Origin of the sequence: Psychrobacter sp. Cmf 22.2, from assembly GCF_001921745.1 — a bacterium.
Classification (GTDB): Bacteria; Pseudomonadota; Gammaproteobacteria; order Pseudomonadales; family Moraxellaceae; genus Psychrobacter.
In genome coordinates, this window is sequence record NZ_MRYA01000001.1 from 494,500 (window position 1) to 508,484 (window position 13,985).

The 13,985-nt window shown below is 44.2% G+C and carries 12 protein-coding genes; 3 read left to right on the top strand and 9 right to left on the bottom strand.

The features are described 5' to 3' along the window. The first annotated feature begins 99 nt into the window (after positions 1 to 99). The 3 genes from tkt (at position 100) to BTV98_RS02140 (ending at position 3,070) form a co-directional block, all read left to right on the top strand. Entirely contained in the window at positions 100 to 2,097 is a 1,998-nt protein-coding gene (gene tkt, locus BTV98_RS02130) for a transketolase (protein ID WP_075102807.1), read from the top strand. 208 nt (positions 2,098 to 2,305) lie between these two features. Beyond that, complete coding sequence (locus tag BTV98_RS02135; RefSeq protein ID WP_075102808.1) at positions 2,306 to 2,599, top strand: PAAR domain-containing protein; 294 nt, start codon at positions 2,306 to 2,308, stop codon at positions 2,597 to 2,599. 150 nt (positions 2,600 to 2,749) lie between these two features. Then, complete coding sequence (locus BTV98_RS02140; protein ID WP_058367739.1) at positions 2,750 to 3,070, top strand: hypothetical protein; 321 nt, start codon at positions 2,750 to 2,752, stop codon at positions 3,068 to 3,070. 188 nt (positions 3,071 to 3,258) lie between these two features. Here BTV98_RS02140 and BTV98_RS02145 read toward each other — a convergent pair whose 3' ends face one another. The 9 genes from BTV98_RS02145 to eat all read right to left on the bottom strand — a co-directional run bounded on the left by BTV98_RS02145 (position 3,259) and on the right by eat (position 13,925). Next, positions 3,259 to 4,230 (bottom strand): peptide ABC transporter ATP-binding protein, encoded by a 972-nt coding sequence (locus BTV98_RS02145; protein ID WP_075102809.1) that lies wholly within the window; start codon positions 4,228 to 4,230, stop codon positions 3,259 to 3,261. Next, complete coding sequence (locus BTV98_RS02150; protein ID WP_075102810.1) at positions 4,227 to 5,303, bottom strand: ABC transporter ATP-binding protein; 1,077 nt, start codon at positions 5,301 to 5,303, stop codon at positions 4,227 to 4,229. The genes BTV98_RS02145 and BTV98_RS02150 overlap by 4 nt, the downstream gene beginning before the upstream one ends. Continuing rightward, entirely contained in the window at positions 5,303 to 6,214 is a 912-nt protein-coding gene (locus BTV98_RS02155) for an ABC transporter permease (RefSeq protein ID WP_075102811.1), read from the bottom strand. The genes BTV98_RS02150 and BTV98_RS02155 overlap by 1 nt, the downstream gene beginning before the upstream one ends. Positions 6,215 to 6,357: 143 nt before the next feature. Then, entirely contained in the window at positions 6,358 to 7,374 is a 1,017-nt protein-coding gene (locus BTV98_RS02160; RefSeq protein WP_075102812.1) for an ABC transporter permease, read from the bottom strand. Between the two features lie 164 nt (positions 7,375 to 7,538). Then, the gene (locus tag BTV98_RS02165) at positions 7,539 to 9,179 is read right to left on the bottom strand and encodes an ABC transporter substrate-binding protein (protein ID WP_075102813.1); all 1,641 of its coding nucleotides are present in this window, start codon (positions 9,177 to 9,179) and stop codon (positions 7,539 to 7,541) included. A gap of 477 nt (positions 9,180 to 9,656) precedes the next feature. Next, positions 9,657 to 9,983: a DUF779 domain-containing protein gene (locus BTV98_RS02170; RefSeq protein ID WP_058367740.1), complete on the bottom strand. Its 327-nt coding sequence runs from the start codon at positions 9,981 to 9,983 to the stop codon at positions 9,657 to 9,659. A 40-nt stretch (positions 9,984 to 10,023) separates the two neighbouring features. After that, complete coding sequence (gene eutC, locus BTV98_RS02175; protein WP_256713819.1) at positions 10,024 to 10,977, bottom strand: ethanolamine ammonia-lyase subunit EutC; 954 nt, start codon at positions 10,975 to 10,977, stop codon at positions 10,024 to 10,026. Positions 10,978 to 11,042: 65 nt separating this feature from the next. Then, the gene (locus tag BTV98_RS02180; RefSeq protein WP_058367741.1) at positions 11,043 to 12,422 is read right to left on the bottom strand and encodes an ethanolamine ammonia-lyase subunit EutB; all 1,380 of its coding nucleotides are present in this window, start codon (positions 12,420 to 12,422) and stop codon (positions 11,043 to 11,045) included. Positions 12,423 to 12,482: 60 nt separating this feature from the next. Then, positions 12,483 to 13,925 carry an ethanolamine permease gene (gene eat, locus BTV98_RS02185; protein WP_075102814.1) on the bottom strand — a complete coding sequence of 481 codons (1,443 nt, stop codon included), beginning with the start codon at positions 13,923 to 13,925 and terminating at the stop codon, positions 12,483 to 12,485. Between the last annotated feature and the right edge of the window lie 60 nt (positions 13,926 to 13,985).

Consider the following 13,985-nt stretch of genomic DNA (forward strand, 5'->3'; position numbering starts at 1 on the left):
TAAATACCTTATGTCTAAGAGTATTTATTGCGCTTTTCTATTGTTTAATCGATCTTCCTCTTATCCTCCATACTTCTCATTCGAATATTAGGACACTCTATGCCCACCCCAATTAACGAACGTAAATTAGCCAATGCCATCCGTGTACTGTCGTTTGATGCGGTTCAAAAAGCCAACTCTGGACATCCAGGCGCGCCGATGGGCATGGCTGATATTGCTGAAGTTCTGTGGCGCAAGTTTTTAAAGCACAATCCTGCTGACCCGCAATGGCCCAACCGCGATCGCTTTGTGTTATCGAACGGTCATGGCTCGATGCTTATTTACTCGTTATTACATTTATCAGGCTATGACGTCAGCGTTGATGACCTAAAAGGCTTCCGTCAGTTGCATTCAAAAACCCCAGGCCATCCTGAACTTGGCTACACGCCGGGCGTTGAGACCACGACTGGTCCATTAGGACAAGGTATCGCCAACGCGGTTGGTTTTGCTATCGCTGAAAAGACCTTAGCGGCACAGTTTAATCGTGACGGTCATAACATCGTCGACCACCATACCTATGCGTTCTTGGGTGATGGCTGCTTGATGGAAGGTATTAGCCATGAAGTTTGCTCGCTCGCTGGCACGCTAGAGCTTGGCAAGCTGGTATTCTTCTATGATGATAATGGTATCTCTATCGATGGTGATGTTGAGGGCTGGTTCACTGATGATACGCAGGCGCGTTTTGAAGCGTATGGCTGGCAAGTTATCAAAGTCGACGGCCATGATACTGATGCCATCACGCAAGCAACTGAGCAAGCCATTAACGAAACGGCAAAGCCAAGCCTAATTATTTGCAAAACCACTATCGGTGCGGGCAGCCCAAACAAGCAAGGCCTAGCAGCCAGCCATGGTGCACCACTTGGTGATGATGAAATTGCCTTGACCCGTGATGCGTTGTCTTGGAAGCATGCACCGTTTGAGTTAGATGATGAAATCTACGAAGCGTGGGATGCCAAAGCCAAAGGCGATGTCCAACAAAAGAACTGGGATGCGGATTTTGCAGCGTACAAAAAAGCCTATCCAGAGTTGGCGGACGAGCTATTACGCCGCCTAAATGGCGAATTGCCGGCAAACTTTGACAAGCAAGCAAAGGACTACATCCAACAAACCCAAGAGCAGGGCGGTGATGTTGCCAGCCGTAAAGCCAGTCAAAACGCGATTAATACTTTGCAGCCATTATTGCCAGAGTTATTAGGCGGTTCAGCGGATCTGGCTGGCTCAAACCTCACACTATTTAAAGGTGCGAAAGGCATCGAAACTGACGCTGATGGCAACTATATTTACTATGGCGTGCGCGAGTTCGGTATGACCGCGATTGCCAATGGTATCGCGCTACATGGTGGCTTTATCCCTTACGTTGCAACCTTCCTCATGTTCATGGAATACGCGCGTAACGCCGTCCGTATGGGCGCATTGATGAAGCAACGTATCATCCATGTTTATACGCATGACTCTATCGGTCTGGGTGAAGATGGCCCAACGCATCAGCCAGTTGAGCAATTGACTAGCCTACGTACCACGCCAAATCTACGTACATGGCGTCCTTGTGATGCAACCGAATCTGCTACGGCTTGGGTAGAAGCAATCAAATCAGAAAACAACCCATCAGCATTGATCTTTAGCCGTCAAAGCTTGCCACATCAAGCACGTGATAGTGAGCAAGTAGCGAACATCACCAAAGGTGGTTATGTACTAGCGAAGGAACAAGGCGAGCTAAAAGCCATCATCATCGCGGCCGGTTCAGAAGTTGGCCTAGCGATGGAAGCGTATGCAACGCTTGGCGCAAATGGCGTTGGCGTCCGTGTGGTCTCTATGCCATGTGCTGAAATCTTTATGGAGCAAGACGCCAGCTATCGTGACGCTGTATTGCCTGCCACTATCCGCGCCCGCGTCGCAGTCGAAGCTGCCCATGTCGACTACTGGTATAAGTTCGTCGGTCTTGACGGCAAAGTCATTGGCATGACCACTTATGGCGAGTCAGCACCTGCGAGTGACTTGTATAAAGAGTTTGGTATTACGACTGAAGCGGTGGTTGAGGCTGTGGAGAGTTTGGTTTAGATTAAACTTAGTTCGTAGGCTGTGGCTTTAGCCCAGCTACTACATAGAGAAGAGCCGCTAGATAATTATGGTGGCTCTTTTTTTATTTGGTTTTTGGCTTTTAATTGATATTTGTTCGTTATTTTGGTTAACTAAATGGAACTCTACTCAGTAAGCATTATGCTTCTTTGCAAACTAAGTTTTTAGAATAAGACTTTAAGATAATATTATGGCAGCCTATATCACCGTTGGTGCTACAACTACTCATGGCGGTACAGGTATTACGGGTTCACCGCATACCACGCACAACGGTGTACAAGTCTCACGTAAAGGCGATAAAGTCATCTGCAAAAATTGTAAAAAGCTTACTACTATTCTTACTGGCGATCCTACTTTTATCGTCGATGTTGCGCCTATTGTATGCGGTGGTGATGTGACGAGCTGCGGTGCGAACTTGATTGCTATTCAGCAGTCGTTTGCGGAGTCGGACTTTGAGGTAGAAGGAGTTAAGCAGCCTACATGATGAATAACGATCAATATTATGTTTGGTCTACCAATTTAAGGGCGCTTCGCGATGTGTATTTGTTTTGTACTAACACGTTGATTAGACAAGGATATTAACTTAACATCAGGTATCTAAACGATTTATACAATACAATTAAGGAGTTGCCTTATGTCAGACAAATCTGCTAAGAATGATACAAAAGATGATATCACACTCAGTAAAAAGGTTAAGAAGCAGCTAAGTAAGCTTGATAAGCTGCGCCAAAAAGAACAAGATAAAATAGATAAGGCGCGTCAAAAGGAGCTTGGTAAGGTAGATAAGAAACGTCAGAAAGAGCAAGACAAAGTAGATAAGATGATTCAGGGCTTAATTGACAATATTAATCAAAAAGCTAGTAAAAAACAGGAAAAGATAGACACCAAAATCCAGAAAAAAAGAAATAAATTAGACACGGCTGGTATAGAACAAGACCAACCATGGCAGTACTAAGTAATATATAAAAGTACCAAAATAAATATAAATTTGGTAGCACTCATTTAGACTTAGATGTGTATGACTTTATAGTTGCAATATTACCTTAGTCGGTAAATAAAAACTTTAATGTCAGCGCGTCTAAGTCTTCTTTTATTTCGTATTTAACATTGTACCGTAGCCCCAAGTCTAGGCGATTGTTTATCTCAACCATAAATCTCTTCCAACCGTAAACAAGCAACCAATCGACCTTCCCATTCTCGCAGCTCTGGCTCTATTTCGCTACATTTGGGCTTGGCGTAAGGACAGCGTTTATGCAGTGCGCAGCCACTTGGTGGGTTAAGTGGACTTGGAAGCTCACCATGTAAGGTTAAGTCATTTTTATGGCCAGTTACAGTCGGTGCCGCTGCTAATAAAGCAATGGTGTAGGGATGTTTAGGAGCATTATAAATAGCTTCTTTAGGCCCATGTTCGACCGCTTGACCCAAGTACATTACCATCACATCATCAGCGACATGGCGAACTACTGATAGGTTGTGCGAGATAAAGACGTAAGCGGTATGGTATTCGTCTTGCAAGTCCATAAATAAATTCAAGACTTGCGCTTGAATCGAGACATCGAGCGCGGAGGTAGGTTCATCAGCGACCACAATCTTTGGATTGAGCATCATAGCGCGGGCAAGGGCAATCCGTTGGCGCTGTCCACCTGAAAACATATGCGGATAACGGCCAGCATGTTCGGGACGTAAACCAACATGCCTCATCATCTCATTTATCTTACTACGCTTTTCTTCCTTTGATAGTTTGGTATGAATATCTAATGGTTCAGTCAATTGATAACCGATCGTATGACGCGGGTTAAGGCTACCATAAGGGTTTTGGAATACCATCTGAATTTCGGTACGCAAATCTTTTAATGCTTTTCTACTATAACCAGTCGTCGCTTCATCGTTGATAAATAACTCACCGTCAGTAGGCTGTTCAATGAGCGTTAGCTGGCGGGCAAGAGTTGATTTACCGCAGCCTGATTCACCAACGACCGCAAGCGTCTTGCCAGCTTCAAGCTCAAATGAGATACCGTTTAAGGCTTTAACATAAGCTTTAGGTTTGCCCAAACCTTGCGATACTGGGTAATGCTTGTGTAGATTCACTGCTTTTAAGACCACTTTATTACTCATAACTGGGACTCCACAGTAGCAGTGTTAGCGATAGAAGTGCGAGAAGGTAAATTTGACAGGTCTGAGTGAATACAGCGCACGCTGCCATTCGGCGTCTCTAAGATAGGCGGTGGTACTTCACAAGCTGGCTCTTTATACGGACAACGCGGAGACAATAAGCAACCGCTCGGGCGATCGTATTGACTGGGTACGACACCCGGCAAGCTGTTAAGTCTGTCTTGACCGATAGCCAGCTCGGGGATGGCTTGTAGCAATGCCTCGGTATAAGGGTGAGCAGGACTTTGAAAAATCTCTGGCACGGTACTGGTTTCAACCACTTGGCCGGCATACATGACGACGACATCGCGTGAGTTTTGCGCGACTAAACCTAAATCATGGGTGATAAGCACCATTGCCATTTGTTTTTCGCGTTGTAGTCGGCTGAGTAAGTCCATGATTTGCGCTTGAACCGTAACATCAAGAGCCGTGGTTGGTTCATCAGCGATAAGCAGTTTTGGCTCACAAGCAATCGCCATCGCAATCATAACTCGCTGACTCATACCACCTGACAGCTGATGCGGATAGACTTTAAGACGGTTTTTGGCTTCCGGCATCTCGACCAATTCTAGCAGCTCTAAGATACGTGTCTGGACCGCTGAACCCCGCAAACCAAGATGCTTGCGTAATACTTCACCCAATTGCATCTCAACCGTAAAGCTTGGATTTAGACAAGACATCGCATTTTGAAAAATCATCGAGATGTCTTTGCCAATAATGCCGCGTTTTTCTTTGGCTCGCATACTCAGCATGTCTTTCTTATCAAACATCACTCGCTTAGCACGAACTGTCGCAGAGGGCGGCAGTAGTCCCATTAAGGCCATCATAGTGACGGACTTTCCTGAACCAGATTCACCGACGACTGCCACAACTTCGCCTTGCCTAATCGTTAACGACACATCATCTACTGCGCGAAAAGCACGCGCCCCTTCACCAAAGGTTACCGAGAGATTTTTGATATCTAATAGTAGTGGGGTGTTTTCTGTCGAAGAACCTGCTGAATTTACTACAGAAGCATTATTTAAGATTTCAGTCATTAGGTTACCTGCTTCAATTTAGGATCTAGAGCATCGCGTAGGCCATCGCCAGTTAAGTTAATTGATAAGGCAGCTAAGAAAATAGCGACACCCGGCCAAATGGCTAGCCAAACATTACTTTGAATATATTGACGCGCTGTACCTAACATCGCACCCCATTCAGCATCTGGCGGTTGTACACCGAAGCCTAGGAAACCAATCGCACCTGCTTCTAAAATGGCAGAGGAGAAAATCATCGTCGCTTGTACGATGAGCGGGGCCATACAGTTGGGTAGAATGGTCACGAACAACAAGCGGAATACGCCAGCGCCCATCACTTGTGAGGCAACAAAATACTCACGTTGTAGCTCTACCATAGCGGTAGCACGTGTCAGGCGAATAAAAGGTGGTGTACAAACTAAGGCAATGGTAATAATAGTGTTGGTCATAGAAGGGCCTAAGATAGCCGCAATAATGATAGCCAACAGCAAGCTAGGATAGGACATCAAAATATCATTGACTAGCATCACCGCTTTGCCCCAAACCTTTGGCCAAAACGCGGCGCTAAGTCCTAATGAAACACCGACCAACATAGCAAGGGTAGTGGCACTTAGACCAATAAACAATGAGTAACGCGCGCCATACATTACCCGAGACAAGGTATCTCGACCTGCATCGTCAGTACCGAGCCAAAACATAGTATCGCCACCACTCAGAAACGCTGGTGGCAATTGCTCTTGGCCAGTGAACAATTCATAAGGGTCATGAGGCGCAATAGCGGGCGCAATTATGGCAATAATGACCATTAACGCCAGTACAATAAAACCAAGTACTGCGCCTTTATTTCGGCAGAACGTCGATAAAAATAGCTGCCAAGACGAGGGCGGTGTAGCTGCTAGATTGACATCAGAGGGAAGAACAGAAGGCTTCATGAGCAATTCCTGTAGTGGCTAGCGCTTCGACAGTGTTTAGAGTCTTATTCCTAAAAAGGTACTAAGGATTTGCTAAAAACTGCTCTAAACTATGCAAGCGCTAGTCGTCACTATTTGTAATATGATTATTTATCAATGTTAAATTAAGAAGTATGTCGAATACGCGGATTGATAAGACCATACAAAATATCGATAAATAAACTAACCAAAATCAAGGCGGTGGCTACCAGTAAGATACCGTTTTGCACAATGGGATAATCACGCGTAAAAAACCCATCAAGTAGCCAATTACCCACGCCTGGCCAACTAAAGATAGTCTCAGTGATAATGGCGCCAGCAAGCAAAGTCGCCATCTGTAAGCCAACGACAGTGACTACTGTAATCAAAGCATTGCGCATCACATGCACTAATATCACTCGGCGCGGTGATAAGCCTTTGGCTTGTGCTGTACGCACATAGTCCTCATCTAACACCTCCAGCATTGCAGAGCGTGTCATCCTCGCTATCATCGCTAATGGAATAGTCGATAAAGCAATAGAAGGTAAGATAAAGTGCTTTACCACGTTCCAAAATGCGCCAGGTTCTCCTGACGTCAGAGACCCTAGTAACCAAGAGCCATACAAGGGCTGGACATCTAAAAATTGCGCGACAGAAATCACGCCAGCGACTGGTAACAAGCCTAAATAGTGGGCGAATATACCTGTCAGAATAGGCCCCAATAGATATATGGGCATGGAGTATCCTGCCAGCGCTCCTGACATTAAGGTGTAATCAATCCACGTACCACGTCGCAGCGCAGCAAAGATACCCAAGCTAATACCGATGACACTAGCAATGACAATGGCGCATAAGGCTAGTTCTAAGGTTGGTACAAAATGAGCAAAGAAGTCTTGCAACACTGGAGTGCGTGTACGAAAGGACTGACCAAAATCACCGGTCAAGATACCGGTTAGGTAATCCCAATATTGGACAATGAGTGGTTTGTCTAAGCCAAGTCTTTCTAAGGCACGGGCATGTAATTCTGGATCGACCATACGCTCACCCATCATAATCTCAACGGCATCGCCAGGGACGAGACGAATCAGGGTAAAGGTTGATAGCGTTAAGCCAATATAGACAGGAATTAAAATGGCAATACGACGCAAAATATAAAGTAGCATGGGCTGCTCAATAGTTGTGGTTCAATGATTAGAGTGTTGACAGTGAAAAGAGTGCCCGTGACAAAACGGTTAGTTTATATAAAATCGGCTAGAGCAGAGGGTCTGACCTAGCCGAATACGAATTAAACAATCGTGTATGTCGTAACGGACTTTATCAGTTCAGGTTATTCAACCTTGACACCATCGAAGCGTATTGAACCCAGTGGACTAATCTTATAATCGACAACGTTTGGTGCTGTGAATACGGTCACCACCGAATGCGCCATCGTCGTCCAAGGCAGCTGCTCTTTGAATATCTGCTGAGCTTGTACATAATCACTGACGCGATCATCTTGATTGGTAATCTGGCGGGCGTTGGTCACTAAACTGTCAAAGTCCTTATTACACCAGCGTGAGTAGTTGTTACCACCGACAGCATCGCAAGATAATAACGTGCCAAGCCAGTTATCTGGATCACCATTATCACCAGTCCAACCTGATAGGATCACATCAGGCTCACCTTTAGCAGCGCGATTTAGATACTCTCCCCACTCATAAGTGACCAAATTGGCATCAACGCCGATCTTTGCCCAATCCGCTTGTAGCATCTCAGCCATGAGCTTGGCATTAGGGTTGTACGGACGCTGTACTGGCATATACCATAGGTCGATTTCAAGATTATCAGCACCAGCTTCTTTAATAAGCGCTTTGGCCTTTTCTACATCGTAAGGAGCGTCTTGTAGTGATTCATCATAGCCCCACTGCGTTGGCGGCATCGGATTGGTCGCTTTCACTCCCTCGCTTTGATAAACCGCATTGATGATCGCGTCTTTGTTGATCGCCATATCTAAGGCTTGACGGACTTTAACATCACTAAGTTTAGGTTTTTCGACATTGTAGCCGACATAGCCAAGATTGAATCCGGGCTGATCAAGTACTGTGGCCTTACCAGATTGTTTGACAGCATCAATTTCGGCAGGTTTTGGATAGGCAGATACATGGCATTCGCCTGCCTGTACTTTTTGCGCGCGAACCGCTGAGTCTTTAGTAATAACAAACACTAAATTGTCGATATGAATATCGTCTTTATTCCAATAATCTGGGTTTTTGGTGTAGCGAATTTGTGCATCTTTTTGATAGGAAGTAAAGACAAAAGGTCCAGTACCAACCGGCTTGGTATTGATATCCGCAGCGTTGTCCGCCGCTAATAGTTGGTCGGCATACTCAGCCGAATTGATATAGGCAAATGGCATAGCCAAGTTTTGTAAGAATGGCGCATTGGTCTCGCTAAGCGTAACTTTAACCGTGTAATCATCAACTTTTTCGATATCGGAGATGATATCAGGCAGCCCCATACCGACCGAATAGGGAAATTCAGCGGGATAGGCTTTATTAAATTCAAAGTCTGGATCAGTAATGCGCTTTAAGGTAAAAATAAAGTCATCGGCGTTGAAATCACGAGATGGAGTAAAGTAGTCGGTAGTACCAAATTTTACCCCTTTACGCAAATTAAAGGTATAAGTCTTGCCGTCTTCGCTAATATCCCAGCTTTCAGCTAGCGCAGGTTCAATCTCAGTCTCAGCGCGCTTAAACTGCACAATACCATTATAGATAGGGTAGGCGCTGGCATCGAAATCAGTACCGGCAGTATACTGCGCAGGATCAAAGCCGGCCGGGCTGCCTTCTGAACAATAAAGCAACGTTTTTGCCGCTTTCGTGTCTGAGCTGGCAGCAAATTCATCAGTCGTTTTGTTGTCGCCGCTACAAGCGCTTATACCTAAGATAACCGTAGCCAACAAGGTAAGTTTGAAGAGTGATTTTTGCATTATTACATCCTATGTAAATGATAAGGAATTTGCCGATATATGCACAGGTTCATATTTGAACCATAAACACAATTGGCAAACTCTAAATTCCCTTTAAAGTATTTATTAATATAATATTTTTAATATGCAATGCAGAACAGGAGTAATGTTTTACCCACTATGAACAAAGCCTACAAAAAAACAAATATAAATAAGTCGTTTGAATATACTCTGTTAAATGGTTACAACGCAAGATATCTGTAAACTAAATTCAACAGAAACTATCTCATGCTAATGATGTTTGTTTTTAATTGAGCAACAGTGACTAAACAATAACTAATATTTTATTGAAATAAAAAAATAAAAATGACTAAGGCGTATTAATTATTGAGTACGCCTTTAAGAAAAAAAATGTCTAATGATTCGATTCAACAAATTAGGTTTTCAAGTCGTTTATCTATACTTTTAAGCGCTGGTATATTCTTTTAAATAAAACACCTATATTTCGCATATCTCTGAGCGCACGATAAAACGTTTGCCCTCTGGTATCTCAAGTGAAAAACTTGCACCGCGACCGTCTACCACATCGATAGTTAGATCGGTATGCTGCCATAGTTTATATTGTGCTTTACCCATATAAAATGGACAGCCTGCAAGCTCACCGACTAACACATCTTGCCCGCCAACTTTAAACTCGCCTAACGGATAACACATCGGTGAGCTACCATCGCAGCAGCCACCAGATTGATGGAACATCAGGTCACCGTGTTTAGATTTTAGTAGTTCGATTAATTCTTTACAGGATTCTGTCGCTTCAAGTTTCATGTCGGACTCCTTATCATGACAATAATTTATGCAATTTATTTTATAGCAGTTTTATCGCTGGCTGACTTTGATCTAGGGTTGGTAGCTCTTGCTCGTCTTTTAAATCAACACCAGACAATTTAAGTTCACAAGATTTCTTCATTAGTGCTAATAGTCGATTCGCTGCCATTTTGACAGGCAACCCAGCTGCTCGCACATTAGAGATACAGTTGCGCATGGCGTCATGGCTATCAGCATGCGCGTCCCAAGTATAATAAATACCTAAGCTGTCAGGGGAGCTGAGACCGGGCCGCTCACCAATAAGCATGACCAGCATTTTGGCATTGAGACGTTCTGCAATTTTATCGCCTAAAGCCACACGGCTGCCAGTTGCAATGACTAAGGGCGCGATGCTCCAGCCTTCTTCTTTAAATAATGGCAACAGCTCCGCGACCAGTTTTGGGCCATTCTCTTCTAGCGCTCGTGCCGACAGCCCATCTCCCATCACGATGATGACATCATAAGATTTATCTGTGCCAGATTGTTCTAAAAAGCGCTCTAATTTTTCAGAGGACTCAGTGTTTAGTAGTCTTCCCCAATCTGGACGTTTAAGATAGTCAGATTTGTTTTCTGCCTGACTCATTACTTTGAATAGCTCCCAAACCTCATCTGATTGCTCTAGAGCTCGTTCGTCACTTTTTTCTGAATCTTCTGCCTCAGCTTCTGTGTCCATATCTTTAAAAGTAAGATGGCATTGTGTAGACAAATCATCAACCAAGCGTTCGATATCTAAGTCTTGTAGTACCGCATCTTTGGCTTCGGCATGATCAAGCTGAAACTTTAATAAAGGCTTAGTAGGAATACTACAGCCAACTCGTCCTAGCGCAATTCTAGAGTCTGTATATTCTTTTAGTTTCTGCCAAGGATCTAAATGAACCAATTCAGATCGTTGACTCGTTTCAGGTTTGTCTTCGTCAATAATCGACTGTTTAACTTGCGAATCATTCATAGACATAGCATTCTCCTTTATGATTCGGTATTGCGTGACTTTATAGATTTATTTTAATCAATATTATAGGGTTACATAATGCCAGAAAGCAGGGACGATGGTTTGTCTGACCACTGGATACTGTTTTGCGTTTGAGTATAAATGCCGTTTTCACTGAGCCAATGCGCAAACTCAGGGGCAGGGGTCAACCCAAGCAACTGCCTAGCATAGAGGGCATCATGGAATGAGGTGGTTTGGTAATTGAGCATGACATCATCAGAGCCTGGAATACCCATAATAAAGTTGATTCCAGCGGTCGCAAGCAAGGTCAATAAGGTATCCATATCATCTTGATCAGCATCAGCATGATTGGTATAGCAAATATCACAGCCCATAGGTACGCCAAGTAGCTTGCCACAGAAGTGATCTTCTAAGCCGGCGCGAATGATTTGTTTGCCGTCAAACAGATATTCAGGGCCAATAAATCCAACGACCGTATTTACTAACAATGGATTAAATTCTCTAGCCACTGCATAAGCTCTTGCTTCCATTGTTTGCTGATCGACATCGAAATGCGCATTGCTTGACAGCGCACTGCCTTGTCCGGTCTCAAAATACATAACATTTTGCCCGACCGTGCCACGATTTAGGCTGAGCCCCGCTTCATAGCCTTCTCTCAATAGGGCCAAATCTATACCAAAGCTGGTATTGGCTTTTTCGCTGCCAGTAATTGACTGAAAGACTAAATCAACGGGCACTTTTTTCTCAATCAATTGAATAGCGGAGGTGATGTGAGTCAATACGCAAGATTGAGTAGGAATTTGATATTCAGATATCACATGGTCTAGCAACTTTAGTAATTCTGATAAGTTTTGTAGATTGTCAGTGGCGGGATTGATGCCAATCACAGCATCCCCGTTGCCATACATCAAGCCATCGATAATACTGGCAGAAATGCCCAACATATCGTCGGTAGGATGATTGGGCTGCAAGCGCGTAGACAAGCAACCATCAAGACCGATAGTGTTGCGAAACTTAGTGACGACTTGGCATTTCTTGGCGACTAGAATTAGATCTTGCACGCGCATTATTTTACTAACGGCAGCTACCATCTCTGGGGTAAAGGCATATTTTAATTGGGCTATTTCATCCCTTGTGGCGGATTCTCCTAATAACCAGTTTCTTAGATCACCAACGGTAAAGCTGGATATTTTGGCAAAGGCTTGTTTATCGTGCTGTGCCATGATTAGCCGAGTTACTTCATCGTCTTTATAGGGGATGGTAATGTCATCCAAAAAGTCGATTAATAAACAATCGGCTAAAGCCATTTGCGCTGCTACACGTTCAGTAGCATCAGAGGCTGCAACCCCAGCCAATTCATCACCTGAGCGTCGCGGTGATGCTTTGGCAAGTAACACTTTTAAACTCTCAAATTGGTAGGTTTTCTGCCCTACAGTATGTTGATAAGCCATTTTGTTCACCTTCTATCTATCAATTTTATAGGCTATAAAATATAAGCTCTATAAACATTATTAACTTAAATCATCTGACGCGGCTTGAATCTCTGCGAACTCTTCTTCTGGCGTGCCACTCACTAAGTGATGACGGCTAAATATGACGAAGTAGAGAATAAATACGACATAAATCCCTGCTGCCATAAACCAAACTTTGGGATCTACCATCAGTCCTGCGATTACGGCAAAAAAAGCGAGTACAAGTGCTATACCTGACGTCATGATGCCGCCCGGTGTCTTATAAGGGCGCGGCAGGTCAGGACGAGATAAACGCAGCTTAATGTGCGAGGCCATCATTAATACGTATGAGATAGTCGCACCGAATACCGCCATAAGAATAAGAAGATCTCCTTCACCAGTAAGTGATAACAGAAAACCTATAATGCCAGGGACAATTAGAGCCAAATAAGGCGCTTTATTGCTATTAGTTAGTGAGAGCTTCTTAGGTAAATAACCCGCACGCGATAAAGCAAAAATCTGCCGAGAGTAGGCATAAATGATGGAGAAGAAGCTGGCGATCAGACCTGCGAGACCAACAAAGTTTACAAAACTTGCCAACCACGTATTTTCACCATATACGGCGATTAGGGCATCAACCAAAGGCGCCCCTGAATCTTTTAAGGTATCTGCACCCGCAGCACCTGGTCCTAAGAATAAAATAAGCAACGCGAATGACGCTAAAATTAACATGGCACCGATTAATCCACGCGGCAATGATTTAGCAGGATCCTTAGCTTCTTCAGCCGCTAGAGGCACACCCTCAACCGCTAAAAAGAACCAAATCGCATAAGGAACGGCAGCCCAAATCCCGATATAACCAAAGGGTAAAAACGGACTTGCTCCTGCTTGTGTACCGACGGCAATATCAAATAGATTCTTACTATCAAAATGTGGAAACATCGATACGATAAATACGACGAGGGCAATACAGGCAACAGCGGTAATGCCAAACATAATCTTTAATGCTTCGCCTGCGCCCTTTAAGTGAATAGCTATAAAGACGATATAACATGCCAAATATACGATCCAGCCTCCGATACCGAACAACGACTCGCAATATGAGCCGATGAACACTGCGATAGCCGCTGGTGCGATGGCATATTCAATCAAAATCGCAGTACCAGTTAAATATCCTCCCAAAGGCCCAAAAGCGGTACGGGCGAAACTATATCCACCGCCTGCTGTAGGCAACATGGTGGACATCTCTGACATCGATAAACACATGCATAGATACATGAGAGCCACGGCTATTAAGGCCACAAACATCCCGCCCCAACCACCTTGTGCTAGGCCAAAGTTCCAACCAGCAAAGTCTCCTGAGATGACATAGGCGACGCCAAGACCTATCAATAAAACCCAACCAACCGCACCTTCTTTAAGTTGACGTTTGGCGAAATAATCTTTTTCAGCTTGAGTGCTGCCAGAGACCGCGCTCTTATGATCGTTAGGCGTCCTTGTCATGTTGCTCCCCTACATAAAGACTATAAGTAAACTAAGGGTACTGCTAACTCATACTGTAAA